Origin of the sequence: Campylobacter concisus (genome assembly GCF_902460845.1) — a bacterium.
Taxonomy (GTDB): Bacteria; Campylobacterota; Campylobacteria; order Campylobacterales; family Campylobacteraceae; genus Campylobacter_A; species Campylobacter_A concisus_X.
In genome coordinates this window covers 15,671-42,570 of sequence record NZ_CABPVS010000006.1, presented here as the reverse complement: position 1 = coordinate 42,570, position 26,900 = coordinate 15,671, and the positions used below count along the sequence as shown (strand labels likewise).

Here is a 26,900-nt window from a genome sequence, read left to right as displayed (position 1 = left end):
TCTCGTTTTAAGGTAACTTTGTTACGGAGAGGGCGGTCTTTTTTAGGTAGCATTTCATAAACTCGTTTTAAAGGAGAATTTATGAAAGGACTGCAAAGAAGAGACGCTTTAAAGCTAATGGGGGCTGCGGGACTAGCTGCGAGTATGAGCGGTTGCTCGGTAACAGGCAGCGAAAACGACGATATAAATTCTAAAATCGTCATAATGGGCGCGGGACTTAGCGGTATCGCGTTGGCGGCTAAACTTAGAAGAGATATGCCTAACGCCAAGGTAATTCTCGTGGATAAAGACGAGAAATTTTACTATCAGCCGGGCTTTACGCTAATCGCCGTCGGAATTTACGAAGCTAGTGACGTCGTTTACGAAAAAGCGGATTATATCCCGCAAGGAGCCGAGTGGATACGCAAAAACGTATCGGAGATAAAGCCCGAAGCCAATCTGCTCGTCTTAGACGACGGGAGCGAGCTGGGGTATGATTATCTAATCGTAGCAAGCGGCGTGGAATACGACTTTGAAGCCGTTAAGGGGCTGAGCTTAGAGGATATTAACGATACGAGCGGCAACATATCCTCCGTTTACACTCTACAAGGCGCCGTAAAAAGCAACGAGCTGATGAAAAAATTCTCTCAAAACGGCGGCGCAGCGGTATTTTGCGATCAAAAAACCCCGATGAAATGCAGCGGCGCTAATAAAAAAGTAACTTGCATGAGCGAAGATAGGCTGAGGTTGGCCGGCAACCGCGATAAAGGCAGCATTAATCTTTACGTCGGCGGTGGCAAGCTTTTCGGCGATCCGACTTATGCCGCGGCGATGACTCAAATAATGATAAAAAGAAAGATAAAATTTAATCTTCGCCACCAAATCGTAGCCGTCGATAAAAGCTCAAATACCGCTACTTTCGAGTTTTGGACGGCATACAGGCAAAACGGCGAAGATAAAATCGCGTCCGAGCTAATCGACGTAAAATACGACTGGCTTCACTTGCCGCCTAAGCAAAAAGGAAGCGAAATTTTAGCTCGCGCCGGCCTAACTAAAGAGGGCGACAAGCTAAATTTTTTAGCCGTCGATAAATACAGCCTACAAAGTACAAAATTTAAAAATATATTCGGTATCGGCGATATTTGCGGATTTGCGGCCGGCAAAACGGGGGCTAGCGTTAGGAAAATGTATCCGATCTTAGCTAAAAATTTAGCCGATACGATAAAAGGACGAGAGCCTAGCGAGAAATTTACGGGATATACGGCTTGCCCTTTTATCACCAAATACGGCAAGGCCATAATGGTAGAGTTCGACTGGGAGGGAACGGCTCCGACGTTAGAGTGCTTCGGCGCTACCAGAGAGAGCTACATGAGTTGGCTGGTTAAAATTTACGGATTTAAACCTATGGTTATGAACGGAATGCTAAAAGCTTTGGCTTAAAGGAGATAAAATGAGCGTTTTAGATAAAACTATACGTTTGATTATAGCGGCGATTTGGTTTTTTATTTTTGGATTTATTTGCGATTGCTGGTTATGGACGGTCGGGCTAATTCCGCTTTTAACGGGATATTACGGCTACTGCCCACTTTATAAAATTTTTAAGAAAAGGTAAAAATATTATGGTAAGCGTGAAAAGTAGAATTATTAGGGTCGTACTGGGGCTGATTTTTACGGTAGCGGTTTGGTATTTTTACGAGAGCTACTGGGCGTTAATCGGGTTAATCCCGATTATCGTAGGTGTTACTGGATTTTGTCCGGCGTGTAAATTCCTAGGCAGGTGTTCTTTAAATTTAAAAAAATAAAAGGGGCGTTTAACGCCCTTTGCCTCGCTATTTAGCCGCTTAGACCGTAAATTTTATTCGCCGTTTGATGAATTATTTAGCTACTTTTGGCTAAAATCTCGAAAATTTAAAAAAGGCGAAACGATGAATAAAGTTTGGAAATTCGGCGACAATATCGATACCGATATAATTATCGCCGCCAGATACTTAAATACTTCCGACGAAAATATCTTAGCAAAACATATAATGGAGGACGCCGATCCTAATTTTAGCTCCAAGATAGATAAGGGCGACATTATCGTAGCGGGCGAAAATTTCGGCTGCGGCAGCTCTCGCGAGCACGCTCCTATCGCGCTTAAAGCCGCCGGTATAGGCGCGGTGATAGCTAAAAGTTATGCGAGAATTTTTTATAGAAATAGCTTTAATACGGGACTTTTGATACTTGAAATTAAAGAAACGGACGAAATAAACGAGGGCGACGAACTAAAAATAGACGTAGATAACGGCGCGATCGTAAATTTAACCAGCGGCAAAAAGTATAAATTTAGCCCCATACCGCCGTTTATGCAAGAGCTTTTAAACGCCGGCGGACTTATAGAATACGCAAAAGTAAAGTTGGATTAAATAATGAGAGAATATAAAATTTGTGTTATAAAAGGCGATGGCATCGGCCCTGAGATTATAGATGAGGCGATAAAAATTTTAGATGTCGTTAGCGCTGAGTTTGGGATAAAATTTGAGTACGACTACAAGCTTATGGGCGGTGCAGCTTATGATGTATTTGGCGTGCCTTTGCCAGATGAAACGCTTAGTTCTGCTCTAAACTCTGATGCTGTGCTTTTTGGAGCGATCGGCGGCGAGAAGTGGGATAGTTTGCCAAGACACCTAAGGCCAGAGAGTGGGCTTTTAAAGATTAGAAAAGAGCTTGAAGCTTATGCAAATTTACGTCCAGCCATTGTTTTTGATGAGCTAGTGGATGCTAGCACGCTAAAGCCAGAGGTTTTAAGAGGCGTTGATTTTGTCGTGGTTCGTGAGCTAACAGGTGGACTTTATTTTGGACAGCCACGTGAAAAAGGCGAAGATAGAGCGTTTAATACGATGGTTTATACTAAATTTGAGATTGAGCGCATCGCAAAGATCGCCTTTGAAACAGCAATGCTTCGCAAGAAAAAGGTCTGCATGGTCGATAAGGCAAATGTGCTTGAGACAAGTCAGCTTTGGCGTGAGGTGACTAGCGAAGTGGCTAAAAAATACCCTGAAGTAGAGCTTAGCTTTATGTATGTGGATAATGCGGCGATGCAGCTAGTAAGAGCGCCAGCAAATTTTGACGTCATACTTACTGAAAATTTATTCGGCGACATCTTAAGTGATGAGGCTAGCATGGTTTGTGGCTCGATAGGACTTTTGCCAAGCGCAAGTATGGGTGGTAAAGTTGGAATTTACGAGCCGATACACGGCTCAGCACCAGATATCGCAGGGCAGGGCATAGCAAATCCAATCGCAACGATTTTAAGTGCAGCTATGATGCTAAGATACGCATTTAGTGAAAATGAAGCCGCAGATGCGATAGAAAATGCTGTGAAAGAGGCACTAGCAAAGGGATATAGAACAAAAGATATCGCTGCTTTTAACGCGGTTGAAATTTGCTCAACTAGCGAGATAGGCGATGTTATCGCAGGATTTATCAAAAAATGAAAAACACAATCACTGAAGCACTGATCTACGAAGCTCAGGGGCTAAAAGATGACGCACTTGAAATTTATAAAAATATCTTAAAGCAAGATCCGTTAAACAAAGATGCCCTTAGCGCGATAAACCGCCTGAGCGGACTTCGTAAAGAGCGAGCGATAAAAAACGAGCAGATGAAAGAGTTTTTTATAGCGATGAAAAGTGATGAAGAGATAAATGAATTTAAAAGGTGGTTGATAAGATTATGAAGCTTGATGATATCGCTAGAATGGCAATCAGTGAGGTTAGTGCCGAGCTTGAGAAAATAGAAGCATTGCAAAGTAAAAAGCAAGAAGAGCTTGAGCGTGAGAATTTAAAAAAAGAGCTTTTGGCAATAAAGAATAATGAAAATGCGCTAAATAATGAGCTAAAAATTGAGGCAAATTTACAAAATGAGCAAGCATTTGAGGTAAAAGAGGAGCCAGTAAGTCCAATAAAAAATAGAGAGGTGAGCGAAGAGAAAATTTTCTTAGCAAACCTTGCTGAGCGCATAGAAGTGCTTTTTGAAGGGCTTAAACAAACTAGTGAACAAAATCTTGCTTCAAGGCTTGATCTAACGACAAAATTTTTAGAATTTACCCTTGCAAATATCGAAAATAGACTCCAAAATCTCTCAAAATAAGCCATTAGATGGCTCAAAAAATGAGATAAAAATCAAAAATGAAATTTATAAAAATAGCGAGCTAGACTTTTTTAGATCGCTATTTGCCCCATTTACTTCACGTGTTTATCTTGTGGGTGGCTGCGTGAGAGATGCGTTCTTGGGACGAGAAATTTACGATTATGACATCGAGGTTTATGACATAAAGCCCGCTAAATTTAATGAGCTAATGGCTAGCATAGGCGCTAGCGGCGTTGGTAAAAGCTACTTCATTTATAAATACAAAAACTACGATATTGGGCTTCCAAGAAGCGAGAGCAAAACTGGAAATTCACACAAAGACTTTGCAGTAAGCTATATTAACGATCCCAAAATGGCGAGCCTTAGGCGAGATTTTACGATAAATGCCATGATGATGAATATCTTTAATGGAGAAATTTTAGACTTTTACGGCGGGAAGCAAGATCTAGCAAACAAGACATTAAGGAACATTGATAGTGAAAAATTTAAAGAAGATCCACTAAGGGTGCTTCGTGGTGTGCAGTTTAGCGCTAGGCTTGATTTTAGCATAGCTGATGAGACGCTAGCTCTTATGAAAAGCCTTAGTTTGGAGCATCTAAGCAGAGATAGGATAAATACTGAGCTTATTAAATTTTTTCGCTCAGAGCATCTAGAAAAAGGAGCTTACTATTTTTTTGAGCTTGGACTTTTTAAAGAAATTTTTGGCGTGCAAATTTCTATGGACGATGGGTTTTTAAGTGATCTTAAGAGTGCTAGAGAATTTGTGGATGATGAGAGGCTATTTTTGTATCTTTTGTTTGGCAAATTTGAGTCTAATGCAAAAGAAATTTTAGAGAAAATGCGTCTACCAAAAAGCTACTTTTCTATCTTAAAGCAGCCTTATTTTAAGGACATGCCAAGCGATAAAGAGCTAATGCAAATAGCTCTAAATATACCCATAAAATCATGGCTCGGAGCTTATAATAAAGAGCGAATAGAGTGTGCCAAGAAGCTTGGAATTTATGAGGCAAAATTTGACGCGAAAGTCGATCTGACAGAAATTTTATCAGCTGGTTTTAAAAACGAAGAGATCGCAAAAGAGATAAAACGTAGGCAAGAGCTTGAAATTTCAAAATATCTAAGCGAGCGTAAGCCTAGAAAAGATTAGTCTTTAAAACTCTTAAAAGCCCATTTTGGCTAAAATAGGCTAGTTTATAACACTTTTAAGGCAAAGAAAGCTTATGTTTAACATAGTCCTAGTCCACCCTCAGATACCGCAAAATACTGGAGCTATCGGCAGAATGTGTGTTAATGCAAATTTAAAGCTGCATATCGTTAAGCCCACTGTGTTTGATCTGAGTGAAAAGGCTGTTAGACGAGCAGGGCTTGACTACTGGAAAATTTTAAATCCAAAAATTTGGGATAGTTTGGAAGAATTTTTAGAAGCAAACTTAAGCCACAAGGATAGATTTTTCTTTGCTACCACAAAGACAAATAGGCTTTACTACGAGGCCGAGTTTAAGCCAGGAGATTTTATATTTTTTGGTGGCGAGAGTACTGGGTTGCCAAGAGAATTTATGGATATAAATTTTAAAAACGCCATAACCATACCAATGGGAAAAGAGGGCAGAAGCTTAAATTTAGCTATGAGTGCTGGCATTATCGCTTATGAGGCGATCAGGCAAAATATCACTGAATTTGACTTTAGGAGTGAGATTTGAGAGTAGTTTTTGCTTTGTTTTTTACCATTTTAGTGGCATTTGCGAGTGAAATTAGCATCGCAACTTATAATGTGCAAAATTTATTTGATTGCAAAGATGATGGTAGCGAGTATCTTGATTTTAAAGTAGGCGTATCAAAGTGGGACTGCGAGGCGGCTGATTCAAAACTACAAAGAACAAGACAAGTCATAAATGCACTAAATACCGACATTATCGCACTTCAAGAGATCGAAAATGAACAGGTTTTAAAAGCTCTAGTAAGTGATAGCGAGTATAAATTTATAAGCTTTACAAAGGAGAAAAACTCGCCTGTTGGGCTTGGGCTTATTTCAAAGTTACAGCCAAGTGGCAGTGAAATTTTTAAAGTTCCAAACGTAAAGACGAGAAATATTTTAAAGGTTGTTTTTGAGAAGGAAGGCAAGAAATTTAGCATATTTGTAAATCACTTTCCAACTTATAAAAATGGCATAAATATGCAAAAAAAGGCTGAAAAAACGTTAAGAACGGCTCTTGGTAAAGAGAAAAATGCAATTATTTTGGGTGATTTTAACTCGCCCTTTGGACAAAAATCCATCCTAAATGACATCATCGCAACGAGAAATTTTTATGATCTTTATAAAGAGCTTGAGCCAAAAGATAGATATTCTCACGCAGTACATGGCAAAAAAAGAGCGATCGATCATGTTTTGCTTTCACCTAGCTTTATGGAAAATGGCGATCTAAGCTATGTTAGTGGTAGTTTTGAAGTCTTTAAACCAAGCTTTGCAGTCGATGAAAAAGGCTTTGCAAAGAGCGACCTTTACTCGGATCACTTTGCATTAAAGTTTAAAATTTCAACTGATCCAAGTCCAATAAAAAAGGGCTTTGTGAGTAAAATTTTTAAAAAAGATGAAAACAAAGCCAATAAAAAAACAAGCGAACAAAACTATAAGACGGCTGATGTGGATACGCTTTTTGATCACCCAGAGGCAGTGCCAGCAGTGATTGAAAAAGTGGTTGTTATCTTAAAAGATAAGCATGGCTTTATTATCTCGAAAAATCACCGCGGAATTTATGTCTATGATCCTAAAAATAGTGTTATTGTAGGCGAGGAGCTAGATGTTTTAGTAAGACGAATGAAAATTTATAAAGATGCGCTTGAAGTCAGCTCTTATGAGATCATAAATGAGCATGGCACAAAAGATATTAGCGAAAATTTACTAGATGCATCGCAACTAAGTGAAGCTAGAAGTGGCGATGTCTTTGCTAAAATTTCGGGCAGGCTTGAGAGAGGCTACCTGCATACACCATACGGTAAGATCAGGGTTTATAGCAAGAAAAAGCTAAAAGATGGTGAGTATAGTTTTGAAAACGCGAGAGTTAAAATTTATAAGAGAGAAAACCAAATCGTTGTGGAGTAGAGAGTGCAAATTTTAGATATTTTTATGATTACGGCGTTTGTTTTATTTCTTATTTTTATGATAAGAGGCGTCATTTTACAGTCGCAGGAGAAGGAGAGAGTAAGAAAAATGGTAAGAGAAAAAAGAGAAAATTTTAATAAAAAGAGTGAAATATGAAAGAGTTATTATTAGAAATCGGAGTTGAGGAGCTTCCAGCGATACCGTTTTTAAGGGAGCTGCCAAATATCAATACTAAATGGCAGGCTGTACTTGAAAAATATAATCTTGTAAGCCCTTTTAAATTTTATTATACACCGCGTCGTTTGGTCTTTTTTCATGAGAAATTTCCACAATCTCAGCCTGACAGCGTAGCTAGCTTTATCGGTGCGCCAAAGCAAGTGGCACTAAAAGACGGAGCATTTACAAAGGCAGCACTTAGCTTTGCAAATAAATGTGGCATAGATGAGAGTGAGCTTAAATTTAAAGAGATAGACGGCAAAGAGGTGCTCTACTACGAAAAAGAGGTAAAGGGCGAGCCAGTCGCTAAGATAATGGGCGATATAGTTGAGGAGTTTTTAAAGAGTCTTAACTTTGGCAAGTCTATGCGCTGGGGCAACGGAGAGTTCGAGTTTATCCGCCCGATAAGATCGTTTTTGTGTTTGCTTGGCGATGAGGTCATTAAATTTGATAAATTTGGCGTAGCAAGTGGTGACTCTACATATCCACATAGAAGCATCAGCTACGACAAGATAAAAATTTCAAATATAAAAGAGTATTTTGAAGGCTCAAGGGCTCGTGGTGTTGTGCTTGAAGCTGCCGAGAGAGAAAAAATAATCCTTAATGAGTTTGAAAAGATCAGTCAAAAAAGTGGGCTAAAGATCGAGATAGATAGAGAACTTCTAGCTGAAGTCGTGGCGATTACCGAGTACCCAACAGCGCTTCTTGGCTCATTTGAAGTGGAATTTTTAGAGGTGCCAAGCGAGGTCATCATCACTTCGATGAAAGAAAATCAACGCTATTTCCCAGTCTTTAAAGATGATAAGCTTGCAAATGGCTTTGTGGTTGTTAGCAACGCCATAACGCAGGACTATTCACTCATCATCAAAGGCAATGAAAAGGTGCTAAGAGCAAGGCTGAGTGATGCGATGTTCTTTTGGCAAAGCGACCTAGCGCACGAATTTGGCCCAGAAAAACTAAAAAATATAACTTACCTAAAAGAGCTTGGAAGTATCTACGAAAAAGAGCTTAGAGAGCTACAAGTGGCTAAAAAGCTTGCTAGCAACTATGACGAGCTACTCAAAAAAGAAGCTGGCGAGTATGGAGCAAAGCTTGAACGAGCTGTAATGCTAAGCAAGGCCGATCTTACAACGCAGATGGTTTATGAATTTACCGAGCTTCAAGGCATCATGGGCGCTTACTACGCAAAGGCTAAAAAAGAGGATGAAAACATCATTTTGGCCATAAAAGAGCAGTATCTGCCAGATGGTGAAGAGGCAGAGTGCCCAAGCAAGGTATTTAGCTCTGTTGTAGCGCTTTCAAATAAGCTTGATACTTTAATGGGACTCTTTAGTATCGGCAAAATCCCAAGTGGCACCAAAGATCCATACGCTCTAAGGCGTGCAGCAAATGGCGTGATAAAGATCGTTTTGGCACATAATTTGAAATTTAATGTAAAAGAAATTTTAGAAGATATCGCAAAAGATTATAAGAAATTTGACGTTGAAGTGCTTATAAATTTCATCCTTGATAGACTTTACACCTTCTTTGACGCAAACGCTTCTATCGTAAAAGCGTGCATAAAAAGCGGCGAAAAGGATATCTTGGAGCTAACAAAGATGATAGAAGCACTTGCTAAAATTTCTAGCGAGCCAAGCTTTAGAGAGAATTTCTCTACATTTAAGCGCCTTGCAAACATTATAAAAGATGATAAATTTAGCAAGGTTGATGAGAACCTCTTTGAGATAGATGCTGAAAAAGCCCTAAATGATGCATTTAAAGCGGTCGATAAGCGCCTAGCGTATGAGCCAAGGCTAAAAGCGCTATTTGCTCTAAAACCACAGATCGATGAGTTTTTTGACAAAGTTATGATAAACGTTGAAAACGAGAAAGTGCGAAACAACCGCGTCGCAATAATCGGTCAAATTTATAGTGAGATACTAAAAGTAGCTGATATAAAAGAGATCAGCTTTTAAGCTTGCGCCAGCTTTAGGCTTTGCCTAGGCTGGCTTTAAATTTACTTCCTAAAAATATCAAATTCTGGCTCATAGACCTTAGTTTTTATTCCAAAATATCCAAGAATTGAGCTAAATATAAAATCATGTGAAAGGCCCTCATCTCTCCTGGTTTTTAGCCTTTTTAAAAGCTCACTATCGCTTGAAAAGACGATGGCTGGGATGTGTTTTTGCTCATCTGGAGCGATGGAATAAGGCAGACCATGTAAATATATGCCATTTTCGCCTAGGCTCTCCCCGTGATCTGAGAAAAAGAACATAGTGACTTCAAATTCATCTTTTCTTGCTTCAAGGGCGTTTATCAGCTCACTTTGTAGATAGTCCTCATATAAAATAGTGTTGTCGTAGGTATTTGCTATCTCATCTGGTGTGCATTTATTTAGCTCGGCGGTGTCGCATGTTGGGGTAAATTCTTTAAATTTGCTTGGGTAGCCTTTGTAGTAGATAGGGCCATGCGAGCCTTGAAGATGTAGCACGATAAAGGTGGTGGAATTTGCATCTTTGATGACCTTTTTGGCCTCATTAAATATCACTTCGTCAAAACCTTCTACTCGATGATCTGAAGTATGGTTTTGATCAAGATTGTCGCAAACCACTACTTCTATTTTTTTCGCAACCGCCACTATTGTTGTCAAAAAAGTATGTTTTTATACCAAGCTTATTGATGATATCAACTAAATTTTCACGAGCTTTTGCTTCGCGGTTGCTAAAATTTTCTCGCTTTAAGTTTGAAAATAGGCAAGGTACACTAGTCTCTGTGGCTGTTCCACATGAGTAGAAATTTGTAAAACTTACCACACCTTTTTGTTTAGTAAATTTATTCGTATCGTTTTTGGCGTAGCCATTTAGTGAGTAGTTTCTGCTTCTTTGCGTCTCGCCAACTATCAAAACTAAAATTTTCTTTTTACCATTAGTTAGTACCGCATCATCTGCTACATAGGTAAAAGGTAGTGGTTTTTGTGTGATCGATTTTGCTAGTTTTATAGCTGAGTAGATGGGATAGTATGGGAGCAATGCGGTTCTTAAATTCGAATGTTCTCTAAAAATAAGATAAAAATAATTGCAAATATAAGAAAAAGAGTATAGAAAAAAGAGTGGATTATTTTATAAAAAGCCATAATAATAGGACTCAAATGTAAATGGCTAGAAATTTCAAATAAAAAATAAGATTATTTTTTCTTGCCTTTGGAGTTTTTTGCTTCAGCTTTTTTGACTTTTGCGTTCTCTTTTATGCTAAGTTTTTCTTTAACTTTTTGCATATCGTTAAAGCCAATACCTTGGACTTTTTCAAGTTCATCGATGCTTTTAAATTTATGGGCTTTTCTGTATTTTATAATGTTTAACGCTTGGCCTTTACTTAGCCCAAGCCCCATTAACTCGTTTTTGCTGGCTGTATTTAGATTGGCGCCATATGCAATACTTGCGACTACTAAACAAAGTAAAATTTTAATCCTCATCTTATCTTCCTAGAATAATAATCCATCATTTTCTTGATCTTGTATGATGTCATTTGCCGGTATATTTTGAGGTAGTGGTGAGTCGTTTGTGTAGTATTCGTCACTGCCACCATAATAGCCTTTATAAACACCATCTGGCTGCTCAAATGCACGTCTTAAAGTAGGATAAAGCTTAATGTAGCCTTCCATAAATTTCTTAAACACAGGTGCGGCTGTTCTACCACCGCCTTCAATCTTTTTCATAGGGCTGTTGTCGTCATTTCCGTACCAGATTATCGCTTCGATATCGGGCGAGTAGCCACAAAACCAAGCATCGATGTTATTGTTTGTTGTGCCGGTTTTGCCTGCTATTTGGATGCCATTTATTTTAGCGTTGCGTCCAGTACCGTTATTTACGACATTTTGAAGAAGTGTCGTCATCAAAAATGCTTGTTCTGGTTTTAGCACTTGCTTTCTTTGTGGTTCATAATCCATCGAGGCCCCAAAGCTATTTTCTATATGCTTAATAAGTGTTGGCTCAACCATCTCGCCCTCATTTGGAAACATCGAGTAAAATTTTGCAAAGTCAAGCGGTGAAATCCCAAAGCTTCCAAGTGCGATAGATAAATTTTCTGGGATATCGTTAAAGCCCATATCCGTAAGCTGTTTACGAACCGAGCTAAGGCCAAGATCGTTTAGCAAATTTATGGTTGCGAGGTTACGCGACTGGGTTATGGCTGATTTTATAGTGATATAGCCTTGAAAACCGCCACTATAATTCTTTGGTGTCCACTCTTTGCCATTTCCCATATCAAATGTCCTGGCGATATCAGCCACTTGAGAGACGACTGAGTAGCCATTATCAAGTGCTATTTGATAGATAAATGGCTTAAAGCTAGATCCTGGCTGGCGCTTGCTTTGAGTGGCACGGTTATAACTGCTTTTTGTGTAGTCAATACCGCCAATTAGTGCCAAAATTTGACCACTTTGTGGATGAGTGACTACTATAGCTCCATTTAGGATTTCTGCATTTGCTTTTTTATCGCGCTTTAAAATTTCATTGTAGCCATAAACTAGAGCTTCTTGAGCGATCTTTTGAACATTTAGATCAACTGTGCTTTGTATCTTATAACCACCAGTTTTTATATCGTCAAATTTCTTTGAGGCCTCTTTTATTATCTCATCGACTACGTAAGGAGCTTTATTTCTTGTGAGTGTATCGTCAAAGACTGCTGGCTCTTCAAGCACGCCCTTGCGGTACTCATCCTCGTTTAGCCAGCCGATGCTATACATTCTCTCAAGTACTCTATTTGCACGGCTAAGTGATAGGTCAAGGTGCTTTGTAGGATCATAAGTGCTTGGAGCCTTTGGCAAGCCAACTAGCATAGCAACCTCTTTTATGCTTAGCTCATTTAGCTCTTTTCTAAAATATCCCTCAGCTGCTGTTTTTATGCCGTAGTAGCCATGTCCAAAATAGACGTGATTTAGGTATCTTTCGATGATATTTTCTTTGCTAAGCTCGCTTTCAAGCTTCATGGCAAGCACAATTTCTTTTATCTTTCTTGTAAATTTCTTCTCACGGCTTAGAGCCAAATTTTTAATGAGCTGTTGTGTTAGTGTTGAAGCTCCCTCTACTAGCTTTCTAGCTTTAATATCTTTTATGGCAGCCCTTGCCATGGCTTCTATATTTATGCCACCATGCTCAAAGTAGCTTGTGTCCTCGATAGCTACGAGCGCTTCGATGACACGCGGCGGGATGTCGTTATACTTTACGTAAATTCTATTTTCTTCAAAGATATTTGCAATGAGTTCGTTGTTTCTATCAAAAATTTGTGTTGTAAGCTTTGGTTTATAATCAATAATAGCGTAAGCATCAAATCTAACTTGTGAATAAAAATATAAAAATGCTCCGCCAAGCGAAATGGCAACTATAAAGATAAATGCCAAGATATATTTCATAAAAATGCCTTTAATATTTTTAAATTTAGCCCCATGGCGGTGCTAGTTTCGCCGTGTTGGGAGATGATATATTTCCTATTAAAATTTTCTATCGTCATGGCTCCAGCCTTGCCTTGCCACTCATTATTTTTTATGTATTCATTAAGGTCATGCTCGTCAAATTTTTTAAATTTATACGTAGTCCTACTTACGTTTATAAGCTCAAATTCGCCTAAAAATATCATTGCCGTATAGACGCTGCATTCGTTGCCACTTTGTAAATTTAGCATGGCAATCGCTTCTTTTTCATCCTTTGCTTTACCTAAAATTTTATCTCCACACGCCACACAGCTATCTGCAAAGAGCAAATTTTTAAGACCTATATTTTCTTTTAAAAATTGCTCTTTTTTAGCTTTTACGACATTTTGGACATAAATTTCAGGCTTTACGTTCTTTTCTATCTTACTCTCGTCAAACTGGAAAGAAATTTGAGTGAAATTTATGCCAGCCTCTTTTAATAAATTTGCCCTTGTTGGCGAGCTTGAAGCGAGTGTTATCATAAAAATACCTTATAGCTTATACCAAGATAAATAGCTGCTAGAGAAGCTAATAAATTTAGTGGCGTAAAGTAATAAATTATAACGATCAAACTCTCGTTTAGCTCGATCATTTCATGCGATCTTAGTGCTTTTAAGGCCTTTTTGTATCTATAAAATATATAACTTAAATTTAATAGCAAAAATAGTTCTATTGCGCATTTTGTTGCCACCATTGCACTTGCCATAGGATTTGTCAAATTTGCATCATAAAATCCAAAAATTATAAATATACTTGTCGCTATCACGCAAAGGATTAGTATGAAAATCGCAATGCCAAAGCGTCTTATAATGTGAAGTAAGATGTGATAGCGTTCCTTGTCTTCAAATTTATTTTTTATAAAGTAACTTCCAACAAGCACAAGACCGGCTTGTAGCCCCACAAAAAGAGCTACAAAACATACATGCAAAAATAGTACTACTTGGTCAAATTTTATAAAAGCTATATCGTAATGACTCATTTTTCTAAGGCTTGCCTTGCGTACTCAAGTGAGTCTTTTATCGCATCTTCTATCATCGATGCATCTTTGCCACCGGCTGTTGCAAAGTCATCTTTGCCACCGCCATTGCCACCTAGGATTTGCGCTGCAAATTTTACCCAAGCACCAGCTTTTAGTGGAGCATTTTTGACTCCAGCTGCAAGAGAAATTTTGCCACTCTCATCAGCTTGGATTAGCAAAATAGCAGCACTTTCATGCTCATTTTTAAACTCATCTATCAAAGTTTTTATATCTCCACCATCTACGCTTGTGACGCAAAGTTTGGTTTTATCTATATCTAAATAGACTAGCTCATGAGAATTTTTGGCATTTTTTAGTTTGTCTTTTAAAGCTCTTAGTTCATTTTTTAGCTTTTTGACCGCATTTAGTGGCTCAGTGCTCTTTAACTCATCTTTTAGCTCATCAAGCTCAGCTCTAAATGATCTTACTAAATTTAGCGCAGCCCTTGAGCAAACAGCCTCTATACGCCTAACGCCAGCACTTACGCCACTCTCTTTTGTGATGAAAAATGATCCGATCTCATCTATATTTTTAACGTGTGTACCACCACAAAGCTCTTTGCTGACATTGCCAAAGCTAACGACTCTCACATCATCAGCGTATTTTTCATTAAATAGTGCGATAGCTCCGCTATTTTTAGCATCTTCAAGCTTCATAACCTGCGTTTTTGCATTTGCACCGTCTAAGATCCACTCATTTACAAGGTTTTCGATCTTTGAAATTTCTTCGCTAGTAAGTGCCTTTGGATGTGAGAAGTCAAACCTTAGTCTATCTGCCTCGACGTTTGAGCCAGCTTGAGCGATGTGTGTGCCAAGCACGCTTCTAAGGGCTGCGTGAAGCAAGTGTGTAGCGCTGTGATGACGCGCAGTCTCTGCCCTGTCGCTGCCCACTTCAAGCTCTACTTCGTCGCCAACCTTTAGCGCCGTATTAGTTTTTACTAAAGATAAATTTAGCCCGTGGAATTTTTGCGTATCAAGCACATTTGCTTTGCCTACTATCTTACCGCTATCACCGCACTGGCCGCCACTTTGAGCATAAAATGGAGTGACGTCAAACATCACCCAGCCCTCTTTGCCAGCGTCCAGGCTATCTACATTTTTAAATTCTTCATCAAGTAGGGCTAAAATTTTACTTTTACTCTTAAGCTCTTCGTAGCCTATAAATTTATTCTCGCCAAATTTTTCAAGTAGCTCTTTAAAGTCGCCCTTCGCGCTCTTGTCGCCACTGCCTTTCCAGGCAGCTTTTGCACGTGCTTTTTGCTCACTCATAAGCTCATCAAACCTTGCCTCATCGACTTTTAGGCCCTTTTCTCTAAGCATATCAGCTGTTAGATCAAGCGGAAAGCCAAATGTATCATAAAGCTTAAACGCAGCCTCTCCGCTAAAAATTTCTTTTGTATTTTTAAGCTCGCTCTCAAATAGCTCCAAGCCACTAGCGATTGTCGCCAAAAATCTCTCTTCTTCAAGCTTGATCTGCTCTTTTACAGCCGCTTTTTTCTCATTTAAATAGGTGTAGTGCTCGCCCATAAGCTCGCAAACTTTATCAACAAGCTTATACATAAATGGCTCTTTTATGCCTAGCAAGTATCCATGACGGATCGCACGGCGTAAGATGCGGCGAAGCACGTAGCCACGGCCTTCTTTATCAAATGTCGTGCCCTGAGCTAGCAAAAATGTGACTGAGCGGATGTGATCGCTTATGACGCGGTAGCTAGCGCCACTTTCATAGACGTATGGCTTGCCACAAAGCTTTGCTACTTCGTTAATTAGTGGCATAAAAAGTGTGCTGTCGTAGTTGCTAAATTTACCTTGCAAGATAGCAGTAACGCGCTCAAGTCCCATGCCAGTATCAATACTTGGCTTTGGTAGTGGGCTTAGTTTGCCATCGGCGCTTCTTTCATACTGCATGAAAACAAGGTTCCAGATCTCTAAAAATCTATCGCCATCGCCGCCCATGTAGTCCTCAGGCGTATTAAAGTGCTCAGCACCTTGATCGTAAAAAATTTCACTGCAAGGGCCACATGGTCCAGTATCTCCCATTTGCCAGAAGTTATCGTGATCGCCAAAGCGGTAAATTCTCTCTTTTGCGATGTGAGTGCTCCAAATTTCAAATGCTTCATCGTCGCTTTCGTGAACGGTTACATAAAGCTTATCTTTTGGCAGTTTTAGTACTTCTGTTACAAATTCCCAAGCGTAAGAGATCGCCTCTTTTTTGAAGTATTCGCCAAAGCTAAAGTTGCCCAGCATCTCAAAAAATGTGTGATGGCGCGCTGTGTAGCCGACATTATCAAGGTCGTTGTGCTTACCACCAGCTCTTATGCAGGTCTGACAGCTAGTGCGAATAGGTGGCGTTGGGCGTGGCACTTCGCCTGTGAAAATACTCTTAAACGGCACCATGCCAGCGTTTGTGAAAAGTAGTGTTGCATCGTTTGGCACGAGTGGCGCTGAAGCTACGACTTCGTGACCTTTTGATTTAAAAAAATCAAGATATGCCTTTCTTATATCTAAATTTTGCATTTTTATCCTCGTTAGTTTTAAATTTTGCTCGATTTTAGCTAAAAATCGTTTGTAAATTTATAAAAAAATACAAAATTAATTTTTGCTTAATATATTTTATAAATTTATTTGTTTAAAAGCGATTTGCAATTAAAATAGCCTAAAAATTTATAACTAAAAGGTCTTTAGTGAAACTCAGAATTGGCATTGTTGGATACAATCTAGTTGGCAAGCGGCACTATATGGAGCTGAGGCGTTCTGACAAATTTGAAGTTTGTGGAGTTTTTGATAAAGAAAATAGAGATGATGCTTGCAGAGCTCCGTTTTTTGATGAGTTTAAGAAATTTATAGAAGTAGCCCAGCCGCAAGCTGTCGTACTTTGTCTGCCTCAACATGAGATCGTAGAGGCCTTTTGTCAGTGTGCAAAATATTGCCAAAATATCTTGATTTCAAGGCCTATATTTAAAAGTGTAAGCGAGCTAAAAGAGATAAAATATGCTTCAGTGGTAAATAAAGTAAGAGTTTGTACTGGCGTTGATGAGCGCTTTAATCCGACCATCGTTTCATTAAAAAAGGCACTTTTAAAAGAAGAAGAAATTTATAGCATTTCAATTGCGCATTTTAAACCACTTTGCGAGGGAAATATTATAAATGAGCTTTCACTTTGCGATATAGACCTTGCGAAAAATTTAGTAGATAGTGAAATTTGCAGCTTCTTTTATACTCAGGCAAATAAAACAAACACTAAAATATGCGACAATGTTGGAATAAACATTAAAATGAAAAATCAAATTTTGGTGAGCATTACCGATTCGTTTTGTGGCTCTTTAGAGCGTTTTAAAATAGAAGTAAATGCCAAAGAAGGTGTTTATTTTGGCGATCTTATTGATTACAAACTTCACAGAGTAAATGAAAATGGTCAGATGAATTTAAAAACCGATCCTTTAAACAATGAAATAAAAGCCCAATATGATGCCTTTTATGATCTTTGTCAAAGCGGCGAAAGTAGCGAGCTTTCAAGCATTGATGATGCGATAAAAATTAAGGAGTTGTTTTGATGAAAAAGGCACTTTTGCTTTTAAATATGGGTGGGGCAAATAGCCTTGCTGATGTAGAAATTTTTTTAAAAAATATGTTTAATGACCCTTATATTTTGGGTATAAAGAATAAATTTTTAAGAAAATTTGTAGCTTTTATGATCACAAAAGGTAGGCTAAAAACGGCTAAGCATAACTACGAACAAATAGGTGGCAAATCACCTATTTGCGAGCTTACAGCTAAGCTTTGCGATAAAATTTCAAGCTTACAAAATGAGTTTGATGCAGTTGATTTTGCGATGAACTATACTTCACCATTTGCAAAAGATGTGCTTAAAAAATACGAAAATTTTGATGAGATAGTGCTTTTGCCACTTTATCCTCATCATTCACAAACTACGATAACTTCGAGTTTAGATGATTTTAAAAAAGCAAAAGATGAGCTAGAGATAAAGGCTAAAATTTTGCTTTGCGGGCCATTTTATGATGATGAAATTTATAATAAAATCATAATCTCGCACATAAATGAAGCTATAAATAATATAGATGTAAGCGATGTGGAGCTTATCTTTTCGGCTCATTCGTTGCCTCAAAAAATTATCGATAAAGGCGATGTCTACGAAAAACATATAAATGAGCATGTGCAAATTCTAAGCAAAATGATAAAAGATAGCGGATTAAGCTTCAAAGAGATAAATTTAGCCTACCAATCGCGCCTTGGCCCTGTAAAATGGCTAGAGCCCTCACTAAATGAAATTTTGGCAAAGTGCAAGAGTAAAAAGGCCCTTATCTATCCACTCTCTTTTTGTATTGATAACTCTGAGACTATTTTTGAGCTAGTTATTGAGTATGCAAAGATCGCAAAAGAGCTAAATTTTAGCTTCTACAAGGTTGTTTGGTGCCCAAATTTTAGTGATGAGTTTGCTAGTTTTATCTTACAAAAAGCAAAAACAGCCAAAGAGATTAACTTTTAGGAATAAATCTTGCTTATAAAATATATCTCAATACAGTAAAAAGGAGATATATGAAGGTACAAAATAACGACATAATCGATTATCTATTGCAATCAGGCTCAAGCAAAACTAAGGATAAAAAAAATAGTTTTGATGAAATTTTAAGCCTTGCTATGGATAAGATCGCAAGCGATGCAAAAATTTCAGATAAGATTGAACAGTTTAAAAAAAGGCTTACTGAAATTGGCGCAGTTGGTTTTATAAGTGAGCTAAATTCTAACAAGATAGAAGAGAAAATAGCCCAAAAGAAAAAGGAGCTAACTGAACTTCTAGGCATAGATGATCCCGCAAAAACACAGGATCAAAAAAATGAGCTACTCAAGATAATGGATAAAATTTTGAGCGATTATCGCAAAGAGCTAAATGTAGCACTTGCTAATCAAGCTCTGCTAGAGAAGCAAAAAAATCTTAATAGTAAGAATAGTAGCTCGGTTAATTTAAGTTCTGTTTTAAACGAGCTAGGGCTTGCTTAAAATTTATATAAAAGATATTTAAGCCTATATAACTTTGCCAAAAATCTATATTTTTACGGCAAAGTTATGCCAAATTTTATGGCAGCCCCGTATATTATTGCGCTAATTATTCCAGCAAAAAAGCCAGCTACCATATCATCGCCCATTACGCCAAGGCCACCTTTTACATTGCGGTCGATCCTGCCTATTATCGAAGGCTTTTTAATATCAAGCACTCTAAAAAGTACAAGTGAGAGTATTAGCTGAGAGATCGTAGCTCCGCTAATGGCAATAGCAAGCCAAACTCCAGCAACTTCATCTATAACGATAAAACTTTCATCGTGAGAATTTATCTTTTTTTCAAAATCATCTATAACGCTAATGCTTACCAAAAATAGCAAAATGCTAGATAGAAAAAGCGTGGTTGATGATAAAAAATAAAGCACAAAATAAGCTACCACAGCGCCAGCTATAGAGCCCCAAGTGCCAGGTGCTTTTGGCAAAAGTCCAAATCCAAAAAAAGTTAAAAATAGTTTTTGCATAAATTTCCTTAAGTCATCGATGATGTTTGATAAAGCTTCATAAGCTCTTCGTAAAAGTCGCGGTCAGTTTTGTTTTCAAGTAATCCTGAATTTACAAAAAGATCATCACAAAGCTTTTGCACGTCTTTGAAGCGATTTGTAAAGAGTTTGCTTAAAACTAGTGCAGAAATTTCTGGCCTCACAAGAATGGCTGGTGGCATAATGCCGTTAAATAGCAGCTCCTTGATAACATCTGGATGATATTTGATCTGATGATGTTGTCCGTGTGGGCAACTTTTGGTACTAACTAGTGTCTTGCATTTGTTGCAATAAACTAGCTCTGGCAGCACGATTACCTCTAAACTTAGGTCGTTTTTATAAATGTCAAGAATCGTATGAGCTTCATTGTGATCAAAAAACATTCCAATTCCTGAGTGATTTTGTCCAATGACTAGCTTATTTGCTCCAAATCTTGAAGCAGCGATGCACTCAAGTGTTGGGTTTGCATGTGAGCTAAAAAGAGTCGTATTTTTTAGAGCAAAGACAAAGACCTTTTTTGTTGGCAAATAATTTTGTATAAAATAGTCTAACACTTGCTTTCTAATCTCGTAATCAACGTGCTTTTCTTCGCGTGTTCGTATTAAAAAAATGATTACTAAATCAGCCTTGTCAATAGTCATTCTAACAAGGCGCTCGTGAGCTCTATTAAATGGATCAGCCGTTAAAAAGACAGCCGTTATCTTTTTAGCGCCATCTTCTTTTATTAGATCATTTAGTGCATTTTTGCTTATTTGCATACTTTCATCATAAAGCTCAAATTTTCCACTAATGCCGTATTTACCTAAATTTAGCTCTTTATCATTGCTGGCTTCATTTGCTAAAAATATATTTTTAGCCCTCATGCTCTCGTCAAATTTAAAGACCTTGGCAACATTGATGTGTCCAACGATCTTACCATCAAGACTTAGATTTACCCTTTGCCCAGGAGTAAGCTTGCTAGTAATATTTTGATTTAGCTCACCAAATGGAGCAAATCCAAAAGAATACGGCATCGGCTCGCCATTAAAATAGCCTTTTTTACTCACCTCTTTTATCTGTTCATCGTCCATCAGCGAGTCGTAATCTGAGAGAATTTTATTTTTTATTAGCTCCAAAGCACCAAAAACTTCGGTATTTATAGAAATTTCACTATTTTTTCTTGCTGACGTCATATTTCTTTCTCTTTTCCCAAAGTGATTTTCTAGAAATTCCAAGCTTTTTGCTAAGTTCTGTATCAGGGAATTTATCTTGATAATTAACGATTATGTACTTTATATATTCATCGATCGTAACGATCTCATCGATATTGAAATTTTTATCGCGTCCTGAAAGCTCAAGCTCGTCAAATGGTGCTTTTTGTGCAAAATCGCTAGTTGAGATTGCGACCTTTTTCTTTTTGCAAATTTCTAAAATTTTCTCTTTTTCTTCTTGTTTTAGCTCCTCTAAATTTGTCATATAGATTAGCTCATCACCATTTTTGGCTAGTGCCTTTTCAAGCTCAGAAAAACAGGCTTTGCCTAAAAATAAAAATGGTAATTTGCAAGCTTTTACGTAGCTAAATATAAATTTATCGCTGTATCCGCTTTTGCTTGATTTTAAAAGCAGTGGAAATTTTATCTTTTTTGCCTCAAAGCTAGAAATTTCGTACTCTTTTAAAGCGTAATTTACATAGCTTTCATAGTTTTTGATCTCGTTTTTGAAATTTCTAAATTCCTCAAAATGCTTTATCTTTCTAACTAGCTCTTCTATCATAAATGGCTTTTGGATGTAATCAACCGCACCTGCTTGGATCGGTTTTAGCACGGTGTCACTATTGATATAGGCGATTAGTAAGATGATGATAGAGCTTTTAAATTTTTCGATAACAGGGTAAAAATCCTGGCCCGGAAGTGTGGTAGAAAGTAACACTACATCAAAATTTTCAAATTTCAATGCCTCTTTTACGCTTTTAGCGATCTCGCAGTCGTAGCCAAAATCAGCTAGCTTACTGGCCATCGAACCAGCTAGGTAAATTTCATTTTCTACTATTAAAATTTTCATATTTGCTTCCAGTTGTAAAATTTAAGGCTAGCGCTTGCCATTACAGCGATCCCTTCGCATCTGCCAACAAAGCCAAGCCCTTCAGTAGTCGTTGCTTTTACATTTATACGGCTTTGGCTTAAATTTAGAGCTTTTGCGATGTTTGCCTCCATTTTTGACTTTAGTTTTGAAATTTTTGGTTTTTGCGCCATTATCGTAATATCAGCGTTTGTTAGCACAAAGCCCACACTTTGCACCCTTTTGTAAGCTTCCTCAAGCAAGTAAATGGAGCTAATATCTTTAAATTTAGCATCCGTATCAGGAAAAAGCTCGCCTATATCGCCAAGCCCAGCAGCTCCCAAGATAGCGTCAGTTAGCGCATGAAGTGCCACGTCGCCGTCGCTGTGAGCCTTTAGTCCAAACTCATAGTCGATTTTCTCGCCACAAAGAATCAAAGGACGACCTTTTCCAAACTCATGCACATCAAAGCCGTTTCCCACAAAGATTTCATTTTCGGGCTCTTTTAAAGCAGAAATTTTGGCAAGATCCTCTTTGTAAGTGATCTTTCTTGCCATCTCATCACCTAAAATTTGCCAAACGCTCGCACCAATGGCTCTCATAGCCGAGCTATCATCTGTGTAAATTTCGCCGCTGCTGAGGGCTTTTTTAAGAAGTGCTGTACGAGAGAGTTGTGGTGTTTGGATAAGCTTCACCTTATCTCTATCAACCACATTTTCGCCAAGATAAGCAGTGTCTGCGATCTTTAGCGCTGGAACCACACAATCAGCCTGGCTCGCTGCCTCTATAATTTTGTGAAAAAGCTCGCTTGAAATGCAAGGGCGAGCAATGTCACTAACTAAGACAAATTCGCTATTTACTAATTCAAGCGCGTTTTTTAGGCTATCTTGTCTAGTTTCGCCGCCATCAACAAATTTATAATTTGGAGCAAATTTTGACATATATTTACACTCTTTACTAACGACAATTATCTCTTTAAATGTGTAAAAGTTACTCAAATTTTTAGTAGCAAATAGCCAAAGTGGATCGCTTCCTATTCGAAGCCATTGCTTCTTTACTGGTAGCTCAAAACGGCTAGAATTTCCTGCTCCAAGCATTATAAGTGATATATCAAGCAAGATAACTCCTTTGAAAATTGTTACAGAATTATACATCTCAAAACTTCAAAATTTCTTTTTAAAAAGTAAATTTTTAAAAGCTTATTTAGTTAGTTTAAATCAAAAAAGGACTAAAATGAGGTTTTTAAAAATCAAAAAAGGCCTTATATGAGAGATAAGACGCAGATGTATTATGCTAGGCGCGGCGAGATAACGCAAGAGATGAGCTATGTGGCAAGGATCGAAGGGCTTAGTGAAAATTTAGTGATGGATGAGGTGGCAAAAGGTAGCATCATCATCCCAGCAAATATAAATCATAAAAATTTAAAGCCAATGGGTATAGGCAGAAAGCTAAAGACAAAGGTCAATGCAAATATCGGCAACTCAAGCTTAAGCAGCGACATTTGTACTGAGCTTAGAAAACTTGAAATTTGCCTAGAATTTGGTGCTGATACGGTTATGGATCTAAGCACGGACGGCGATTTGGATGCCATTAGAAGCGCTATCATTGAGCATTCAAGCGTGCCTGTGGGAACGGTGCCGATGTATGAAATTTTAAAAGAGGCAAAAGAGGTTACAAATATCACAAATGAGCTAATTTTAAGCGTGCTAGAGAAGCAAGCAAGGCAAGGGGTTAGTTACTTTACGATACACGCTGGCTTTTTGCGTGAGTTTTTGCCCCTTGTTAAAAAGCGTAAAATGGGCATAGTTAGCCGCGGTGGCAGCCTGAGCGCTAGCTACATGTCAAAGCTAAATAGGCAAAATCCATTTTATGAGATTTTTGATCAAATTTTAGAAATTTGCGCAAAATACGATGTCTCGCTCTCGCTTGGCGACGGACTTCGCCCAGGCTGCCTTTATGACGCGACAGATGAGGCACAGCTTAGTGAGCTAAAAGTGCTTGGAGAGCTGACACTTCGTGCGTGGCAAAAAGATGTGCAGGTGATGATAGAGGGCCCTGGTCATGTGCCATTAAGTCAAATTGAGTATAATATGAAAATCGAACAAGAGCTCTGCCATGACGCCCCATTTTACGTGCTTGGACCGCTTGTCTCAGACATCGGTGCAGGATATGATCATATCACGTCAGCGATCGGCGGCACAATGGCGGCATATCACGGCGCTAGCATGCTTTGCTACGTGACACAAAAAGAGCACCTTGGCTTGCCAAATGAAAATGACGTAAGAGAGGGCATTGTAGCTCACAAGATAGCAGCTCACGCCGCTGACGTCGCACTTGGTAAGGCGGGAGCGATCGAAAAAGATCACGAGATGAGCGATGCTAGATATGCATTTGACTGGAACAAGCAGTTTGAGCTAAGCTTTGATCCAAAAAAAGCAAAAGAGCTTCATGATGAGAGCTTGCCAGAAGAGGCGTTTAAGAGTGCCCATTTTTGTTCGATGTGCGGACCAAAATTTTGTGCATATAAAATTTCAAAAGATCTAGAAAAGGAGAAAAATGTTAAATAAAGAAGAAGTCTTAAATAGGCTAAAAGGTGTTATATATCCTGGTTTTGAAAAAGATATAGTTAGCTTTGGCTTTGTAAAAAATGTAGAAATCGGCGATAAAATTTTAATCGAAGTCGAGATAGTTAGTTCAAGCCCAGAAGTGGCAAACGAGCTAAAAATGGACATCAAACGTGTCATGGGTTCAAATGAGTACGTGCTAAATTTGATCCAGCCAAAGATACCTGAGGAGAAAAGTAACACTCAAAGTGGCAAAAATATCGCGCCACAAGTTAAAAATTTCGTAATGGTAAGCTCAGGCAAAGGCGGTGTTGGTAAATCAACTACGACTCTAAATTTAGCCATTTCAATGGCAAAACTAGGCAAAAAAGTGGGAATTTTGGACGCTGACATCTACGGACCAAATATCCCAAGAATGCTTGGCGAAGTAAATACTCAGCCACAAGTCGTTGGTAACAAGCTAAAACCGATACTTAGCCACGGAGTTGAGATGATGAGTATGGGCGTTTTGATGGAGGAGGGCATGAGCCTTATCTGGCGTGGCTCAATGATCATGAAAGCGATCGAGCAGCTGCTAAAAGACGTGCTTTGGAGTGAGCTTGATGTCTTGTTTCTCGACATGCCTCCAGGAACGGGCGACGCACAGCTAACTCTAGCTCAAAGCGTGCCGGTAACGGCAGGTGTCTGCGTCACAACACCACAAGTGGTAGCACTTGACGATAGCAAGCGTGCGCTTGATATGTTTGAGAAACTTCACATCCCAATCGCTGGCGTGATTGAAAATATGAGTGGTTTCATCTGCCCAGATAATGGCAAAGAGTACGACATCTTTGGTAAAGGTACGACTGAAGAGGTGGCAAAAGCTTACAACACACAAATTTTAGCTGAAATTCCTATCGAGCCAGCTGTTCGCGTGGGTGGCGATAATGGCAAGCCAGTTAGCTTTTACGAGCCAAACTCAGTCACTGCAAAACGCTACGAGAGTGCAGCTGCTAGGCTTTGGGAGATGATAGAAAATATAAATAGTGATGGCGGAGCTGATAACTCAGCAATCCAACCAGTAAATGACGGCAAGAGTGCTTGCTCGAAGTAAAATTTAAAAAAGATAAAATTTAGAGCAAATTTTAATTAAATTTGGCTACCAAAATTTAGCTTTGCTTGATGCTTGGCTTAAATTTTGGAGCCAAAATGCAATCATTTAAATTTAATAGGAGAAAACATGAAAGCGATCGTAACTGTAGTCGGAAAAGATAGAGTCGGCATCGTTGCTGGCGTCTCAGCAAAGCTTAGCGAGCTAGGACTAAACATAGATGATATCTCACAGACTATTTTAGATGAGTTTTTTACGATGATGGCAGTGGTTTCAAGTGATGAAAATAAAGACTTTACGGCCTTAAGAGCAGAGCTTAACGAGCTTGGAGAGAGCCTAAAAGTAAAGATAAATATCCAAAGTTCTGCTATCTTTGATGCGATGCATACAATCTAAGGAAAAACAATGGACATCAAAAACGTAACCGAAACGATCTCAATGATCGAAGAGCAAAATTTTGACATCAGAACGATCACGATGGGTATTAGTTTGCTTGACTGCATAGATCCTGATATAAACAAAGCTTGCGACAAAATTTACGCAAAAATCACCACTAAAGCCAAAGACCTAGTCAAAGTGGGTAACGAAATTTCTGCTGAGCTAGGCATACCAATCGTTAATAAAAGAGTGAGCGTGACGCCTATCTCGATAATCGGCGCCGCAACGGACGCAAAAGACTACGTGATGATCGCAAAGACGCTTGATAGAGCGGCTATTGAGGTTGGTATTGATTTTATAGGTGGTTTTTCAGCTTTAGTTCAAAAGGGATATCAAAAGGGCGATGAAATTTTGATAAATTCTATCCCGCAAGCACTTTCCCAGACTTCAAAAGTATGTGCAAGTGTCAATGTCGGCTCAACGAAAACTGGCATAAATATGAGCGCGGTACGTGATATGGGACGCATTATAAAAGAGACAGCGGCAGCATCTCGGATGGGTTGTGCTAAGCTTGTCGTCTTTGCAAACGCAGTCGAGGACAATCCTTTCATGGCTGGGGCATTTCACGGCGTGGGCGAGGCTGATGTGGTGATAAATGTTGGCGTTTCAGGCCCAGGCGTGGTAAAAAGGGCACTTGAAAAGGTGCGTGGCGAGAGTTTTGACGTAGTGGCTGAGATCGTTAAAAAAACGGCGTTTAAGATTACTCGTATCGGTCAGTTAGTTGGTCAAATGGCGAGCGAGCGTCTTGGGGTTAAATTTGGTATAGTCGATCTCTCTCTTGCTCCGACGCCTGCTGTGGGCGACTCGGTAGCTCGTGTGCTTGAAGAGATGGGGCTTGAGGTTGTTGGTACGCACGGCACGACTGCGGCACTCGCTCTCCTAAATGACGCAGTAAAAAAAGGTGGCGTCATGGCGTGTAATCAAGTGGGTGGCTTAAGCGGTGCGTTTATCCCAGTTTCTGAGGATGAGGGTATGATAGCTGCGGTACGCGCGGGATCGCTAAATTTAGAAAAGCTTGAAGCGATGACGGCGATATGCTCTGTGGGACTTGATATGATCGCCATACCTGCGGATACTCCAAGCGAGAGCATAGCTGCGATGATCGCTGATGAGGCGGCTATCGGCGTTATAAATCAAAAAACAACGGCCGTTCGTATCATACCTCTAGGCCATGAGGGCGATATGATCGAGTTTGGCGGCCTTTTAGGAAGAGCACCTGTTATGAAGATAAACAAAGCCTCAAGTGCCGACTTCATCGCTCGTGGCGGACAAATTCCAGCTCCAATTCATAGTTTTAAAAACTAATCTTCGAAGTCCGCTTTAA

29 protein-coding genes are annotated in these 26,900 nt (G+C 39.0%); 18 read left to right on the top strand and 11 right to left on the bottom strand.

What is annotated here, in order from left to right; genetic code table 11:
• Positions 1-81: 81 nt before the first annotated feature.
• The 11 genes from F3H00_RS08570 (at position 82) to glyS (ending at position 9,381) form a co-directional block, all read left to right on the top strand.
• On the top strand, positions 82-1,419 hold the full coding sequence (locus tag F3H00_RS08570; RefSeq protein ID WP_148800241.1) for an NAD(P)/FAD-dependent oxidoreductase: 1,338 nt from the start codon (positions 82-84) through the stop codon (positions 1,417-1,419).
• Between the two features lie 10 nt (positions 1,420-1,429).
• The gene (locus tag F3H00_RS08565; RefSeq protein WP_021091464.1) at positions 1,430-1,591 is read left to right on the top strand and encodes a YgaP family membrane protein; all 162 of its coding nucleotides are present in this window, start codon (positions 1,430-1,432) and stop codon (positions 1,589-1,591) included.
• 7 nt (positions 1,592-1,598) lie between these two features.
• Positions 1,599-1,781 carry a YgaP family membrane protein gene (locus tag F3H00_RS08560; RefSeq protein WP_072594653.1) on the top strand — a complete coding sequence of 61 codons (183 nt, stop codon included), beginning with the start codon at positions 1,599-1,601 and terminating at the stop codon, positions 1,779-1,781.
• A gap of 123 nt (positions 1,782-1,904) precedes the next feature.
• A complete protein-coding gene (locus F3H00_RS08555) occupies positions 1,905-2,384 on the top strand; it encodes a 3-isopropylmalate dehydratase small subunit (protein ID WP_148800239.1) in 480 nt (159 codons plus the stop codon).
• 3 nt (positions 2,385-2,387) lie between these two features.
• A complete protein-coding gene (gene leuB, locus F3H00_RS08550) occupies positions 2,388-3,455 on the top strand; it encodes a 3-isopropylmalate dehydrogenase (protein ID WP_148800237.1) in 1,068 nt (355 codons plus the stop codon).
• Positions 3,452-3,697: a hypothetical protein gene (locus F3H00_RS08545; protein ID WP_148800235.1), complete on the top strand. Its 246-nt coding sequence runs from the start codon at positions 3,452-3,454 to the stop codon at positions 3,695-3,697. The genes leuB and F3H00_RS08545 overlap by 4 nt, the downstream gene beginning before the upstream one ends.
• A complete protein-coding gene (locus tag F3H00_RS08540; protein WP_148800233.1) occupies positions 3,694-4,110 on the top strand; it encodes a CiaD-like domain-containing protein in 417 nt (138 codons plus the stop codon). Before F3H00_RS08545 ends, F3H00_RS08540 begins: the two co-directional genes overlap by 4 nt.
• Positions 4,070-5,257, top strand: coding sequence for a tRNA nucleotidyltransferase/poly(A) polymerase-related protein (locus F3H00_RS08535; protein WP_148800232.1), 1,188 nt, complete (start codon positions 4,070-4,072; stop codon positions 5,255-5,257). The genes F3H00_RS08540 and F3H00_RS08535 overlap by 41 nt, the downstream gene beginning before the upstream one ends.
• A 73-nt stretch (positions 5,258-5,330) precedes the next feature.
• Complete coding sequence (locus F3H00_RS08530) at positions 5,331-5,810, top strand: tRNA (cytidine(34)-2'-O)-methyltransferase (RefSeq protein ID WP_085658320.1); 480 nt, start codon at positions 5,331-5,333, stop codon at positions 5,808-5,810.
• Complete coding sequence (locus F3H00_RS08525; RefSeq protein WP_149703813.1) at positions 5,807-7,210, top strand: endonuclease/exonuclease/phosphatase family protein; 1,404 nt, start codon at positions 5,807-5,809, stop codon at positions 7,208-7,210. The genes F3H00_RS08530 and F3H00_RS08525 overlap by 4 nt, the downstream gene beginning before the upstream one ends.
• Positions 7,211-7,362: 152 nt before the next feature.
• Positions 7,363-9,381 (top strand): glycine--tRNA ligase subunit beta, encoded by a 2,019-nt coding sequence (glyS, locus tag F3H00_RS08520; protein ID WP_148800228.1) that lies wholly within the window; start codon positions 7,363-7,365, stop codon positions 9,379-9,381.
• 41 nt (positions 9,382-9,422) lie between these two features.
• On the opposite strand, the gene F3H00_RS10640 is transcribed toward glyS, so the two are convergent.
• The 7 genes from F3H00_RS10640 to alaS all read right to left on the bottom strand — a co-directional run bounded on the left by F3H00_RS10640 (position 9,423) and on the right by alaS (position 16,406).
• Positions 9,423-10,055 carry a phosphoethanolamine transferase gene (locus F3H00_RS10640; protein ID WP_223155274.1) on the bottom strand — a complete coding sequence of 211 codons (633 nt, stop codon included), beginning with the start codon at positions 10,053-10,055 and terminating at the stop codon, positions 9,423-9,425.
• Positions 9,997-10,434 carry a sulfatase-like hydrolase/transferase gene (locus F3H00_RS10635; RefSeq protein ID WP_223155688.1) on the bottom strand — a complete coding sequence of 146 codons (438 nt, stop codon included), beginning with the start codon at positions 10,432-10,434 and terminating at the stop codon, positions 9,997-9,999. Before F3H00_RS10635 ends, F3H00_RS10640 begins: the two co-directional genes overlap by 59 nt.
• Positions 10,435-10,589: 155 nt before the next feature.
• The gene (locus tag F3H00_RS08510; RefSeq protein ID WP_148800226.1) at positions 10,590-10,877 is read right to left on the bottom strand and encodes a ComEA family DNA-binding protein; all 288 of its coding nucleotides are present in this window, start codon (positions 10,875-10,877) and stop codon (positions 10,590-10,592) included.
• Positions 10,878-10,886: 9 nt separating this feature from the next.
• Entirely contained in the window at positions 10,887-12,815 is a 1,929-nt protein-coding gene (locus tag F3H00_RS08505) for a transglycosylase domain-containing protein (RefSeq protein WP_148800224.1), read from the bottom strand.
• Positions 12,812-13,354, bottom strand: a complete 543-nt coding sequence (gene maf / locus F3H00_RS08500; RefSeq protein ID WP_149703812.1) for a septum formation inhibitor Maf — start codon at positions 13,352-13,354, stop codon at positions 12,812-12,814. The genes F3H00_RS08505 and maf overlap by 4 nt, the downstream gene beginning before the upstream one ends.
• The gene (locus tag F3H00_RS08495; protein ID WP_148800220.1) at positions 13,351-13,851 is read right to left on the bottom strand and encodes a 3-isopropylmalate dehydratase; all 501 of its coding nucleotides are present in this window, start codon (positions 13,849-13,851) and stop codon (positions 13,351-13,353) included. Before F3H00_RS08495 ends, maf begins: the two co-directional genes overlap by 4 nt.
• Positions 13,848-16,406 carry an alanine--tRNA ligase gene (gene alaS / locus F3H00_RS08490; protein WP_148800218.1) on the bottom strand — a complete coding sequence of 853 codons (2,559 nt, stop codon included), beginning with the start codon at positions 16,404-16,406 and terminating at the stop codon, positions 13,848-13,850. The genes F3H00_RS08495 and alaS overlap by 4 nt, the downstream gene beginning before the upstream one ends.
• A 167-nt stretch (positions 16,407-16,573) precedes the next feature.
• On the opposite strand from alaS, the gene F3H00_RS08485 reads away from it, so the two are divergent.
• The 3 genes from F3H00_RS08485 to F3H00_RS08475 are packed head-to-tail and all read left to right on the top strand — an operon-like array spanning position 16,574 to position 18,908.
• Complete coding sequence (locus tag F3H00_RS08485; RefSeq protein WP_148800216.1) at positions 16,574-17,443, top strand: Gfo/Idh/MocA family protein; 870 nt, start codon at positions 16,574-16,576, stop codon at positions 17,441-17,443.
• A complete protein-coding gene (gene hemH / locus F3H00_RS08480) occupies positions 17,443-18,396 on the top strand; it encodes a ferrochelatase (RefSeq protein ID WP_148800213.1) in 954 nt (317 codons plus the stop codon). The genes F3H00_RS08485 and hemH overlap by 1 nt, the downstream gene beginning before the upstream one ends.
• Positions 18,397-18,446: 50 nt before the next feature.
• Complete coding sequence (locus tag F3H00_RS08475; RefSeq protein ID WP_084109308.1) at positions 18,447-18,908, top strand: response regulator; 462 nt, start codon at positions 18,447-18,449, stop codon at positions 18,906-18,908.
• Between the two features lie 53 nt (positions 18,909-18,961).
• Here the strand turns inward: F3H00_RS08475 and F3H00_RS08470 are convergent, their stop codons facing one another.
• From F3H00_RS08470 to F3H00_RS08455, 4 genes are read right to left on the bottom strand one after another with little or no spacing between them, the layout of a single operon-like run.
• Positions 18,962-19,429, bottom strand: coding sequence for a phosphatidylglycerophosphatase A family protein (locus tag F3H00_RS08470; protein WP_148800211.1), 468 nt, complete (start codon positions 19,427-19,429; stop codon positions 18,962-18,964).
• 8 nt (positions 19,430-19,437) lie between these two features.
• Positions 19,438-20,619: a sulfate adenylyltransferase gene (locus F3H00_RS08465; protein ID WP_103640387.1), complete on the bottom strand. Its 1,182-nt coding sequence runs from the start codon at positions 20,617-20,619 to the stop codon at positions 19,438-19,440.
• Entirely contained in the window at positions 20,597-21,487 is an 891-nt protein-coding gene (locus F3H00_RS08460) for a response regulator (protein WP_072594670.1), read from the bottom strand. The genes F3H00_RS08465 and F3H00_RS08460 overlap by 23 nt, the downstream gene beginning before the upstream one ends.
• Positions 21,484-22,602, bottom strand: a complete 1,119-nt coding sequence (locus F3H00_RS08455; RefSeq protein WP_148800208.1) for a bifunctional 2-C-methyl-D-erythritol 4-phosphate cytidylyltransferase/2-C-methyl-D-erythritol 2,4-cyclodiphosphate synthase — start codon at positions 22,600-22,602, stop codon at positions 21,484-21,486. Before F3H00_RS08455 ends, F3H00_RS08460 begins: the two co-directional genes overlap by 4 nt.
• 147 nt (positions 22,603-22,749) lie before the next feature.
• Between F3H00_RS08455 and thiC the strand changes: the two genes are divergently transcribed.
• From thiC to F3H00_RS08435, 4 genes are all read left to right on the top strand, one after another.
• Positions 22,750-24,051 (top strand): phosphomethylpyrimidine synthase ThiC, encoded by a 1,302-nt coding sequence (gene thiC, locus F3H00_RS08450; RefSeq protein WP_148800205.1) that lies wholly within the window; start codon positions 22,750-22,752, stop codon positions 24,049-24,051.
• Positions 24,041-25,141, top strand: coding sequence for an Mrp/NBP35 family ATP-binding protein (locus F3H00_RS08445; RefSeq protein ID WP_148800203.1), 1,101 nt, complete (start codon positions 24,041-24,043; stop codon positions 25,139-25,141). Before thiC ends, F3H00_RS08445 begins: the two co-directional genes overlap by 11 nt.
• Positions 25,142-25,267: 126 nt before the next feature.
• Entirely contained in the window at positions 25,268-25,534 is a 267-nt protein-coding gene (locus F3H00_RS08440; RefSeq protein WP_021091480.1) for an ACT domain-containing protein, read from the top strand.
• Positions 25,535-25,543: 9 nt separating this feature from the next.
• Positions 25,544-26,881 carry a PFL family protein gene (locus F3H00_RS08435; protein WP_148800200.1) on the top strand — a complete coding sequence of 446 codons (1,338 nt, stop codon included), beginning with the start codon at positions 25,544-25,546 and terminating at the stop codon, positions 26,879-26,881.
• Positions 26,882-26,900 lie beyond the last annotated feature (19 nt).

What these genes read in the sequence shown, in the direction of transcription:
- F3H00_RS08440 (WP_021091480.1), top strand. Translation starts at nt 25,268, where the DNA reads ATGAAAGCGATCGTAACTGTAGTCGGAAAAGATAGAGTCGGCATCGTT.
- F3H00_RS08530 (WP_085658320.1), top strand. Translation starts at nt 5,331, where the DNA reads ATGTTTAACATAGTCCTAGTCCACCCTCAGATACCGCAAAATACTGGA.
- F3H00_RS08435 (WP_148800200.1), top strand. Translation starts at nt 25,544, where the DNA reads ATGGACATCAAAAACGTAACCGAAACGATCTCAATGATCGAAGAGCAA.
- F3H00_RS08465 (WP_103640387.1), bottom strand. Translation starts at nt 20,619, where the DNA reads ATGACGTCAGCAAGAAAAAATAGTGAAATTTCTATAAATACCGAAGTT.
- maf (WP_149703812.1), bottom strand. Translation starts at nt 13,354, where the DNA reads ATGATAACACTCGCTTCAAGCTCGCCAACAAGGGCAAATTTATTAAAA.
- F3H00_RS08510 (WP_148800226.1), bottom strand. Translation starts at nt 10,877, where the DNA reads ATGAGGATTAAAATTTTACTTTGTTTAGTAGTCGCAAGTATTGCATAT.
- F3H00_RS08475 (WP_084109308.1), top strand. Translation starts at nt 18,447, where the DNA reads ATGAAGGTACAAAATAACGACATAATCGATTATCTATTGCAATCAGGC.
- F3H00_RS08565 (WP_021091464.1), top strand. Translation starts at nt 1,430, where the DNA reads ATGAGCGTTTTAGATAAAACTATACGTTTGATTATAGCGGCGATTTGG.
- F3H00_RS08445 (WP_148800203.1), top strand. Translation starts at nt 24,041, where the DNA reads ATGTTAAATAAAGAAGAAGTCTTAAATAGGCTAAAAGGTGTTATATAT.
- F3H00_RS08545 (WP_148800235.1), top strand. Translation starts at nt 3,452, where the DNA reads ATGAAAAACACAATCACTGAAGCACTGATCTACGAAGCTCAGGGGCTA.
- F3H00_RS08540 (WP_148800233.1), top strand. Translation starts at nt 3,694, where the DNA reads ATGAAGCTTGATGATATCGCTAGAATGGCAATCAGTGAGGTTAGTGCC.
- F3H00_RS08460 (WP_072594670.1), bottom strand. Translation starts at nt 21,487, where the DNA reads ATGAAAATTTTAATAGTAGAAAATGAAATTTACCTAGCTGGTTCGATG.
- F3H00_RS08570 (WP_148800241.1), top strand. Translation starts at nt 82, where the DNA reads ATGAAAGGACTGCAAAGAAGAGACGCTTTAAAGCTAATGGGGGCTGCG.
- thiC (WP_148800205.1), top strand. Translation starts at nt 22,750, where the DNA reads ATGAGAGATAAGACGCAGATGTATTATGCTAGGCGCGGCGAGATAACG.
- F3H00_RS08560 (WP_072594653.1), top strand. Translation starts at nt 1,599, where the DNA reads ATGGTAAGCGTGAAAAGTAGAATTATTAGGGTCGTACTGGGGCTGATT.
- leuB (WP_148800237.1), top strand. Translation starts at nt 2,388, where the DNA reads ATGAGAGAATATAAAATTTGTGTTATAAAAGGCGATGGCATCGGCCCT.
- hemH (WP_148800213.1), top strand. Translation starts at nt 17,443, where the DNA reads ATGAAAAAGGCACTTTTGCTTTTAAATATGGGTGGGGCAAATAGCCTT.
- F3H00_RS08555 (WP_148800239.1), top strand. Translation starts at nt 1,905, where the DNA reads ATGAATAAAGTTTGGAAATTCGGCGACAATATCGATACCGATATAATT.
- glyS (WP_148800228.1), top strand. Translation starts at nt 7,363, where the DNA reads ATGAAAGAGTTATTATTAGAAATCGGAGTTGAGGAGCTTCCAGCGATA.
- F3H00_RS08470 (WP_148800211.1), bottom strand. Translation starts at nt 19,429, where the DNA reads ATGCAAAAACTATTTTTAACTTTTTTTGGATTTGGACTTTTGCCAAAA.
- F3H00_RS08495 (WP_148800220.1), bottom strand. Translation starts at nt 13,851, where the DNA reads ATGAGTCATTACGATATAGCTTTTATAAAATTTGACCAAGTAGTACTA.
- F3H00_RS08505 (WP_148800224.1), bottom strand. Translation starts at nt 12,815, where the DNA reads ATGAAATATATCTTGGCATTTATCTTTATAGTTGCCATTTCGCTTGGC.
- alaS (WP_148800218.1), bottom strand. Translation starts at nt 16,406, where the DNA reads ATGCAAAATTTAGATATAAGAAAGGCATATCTTGATTTTTTTAAATCA.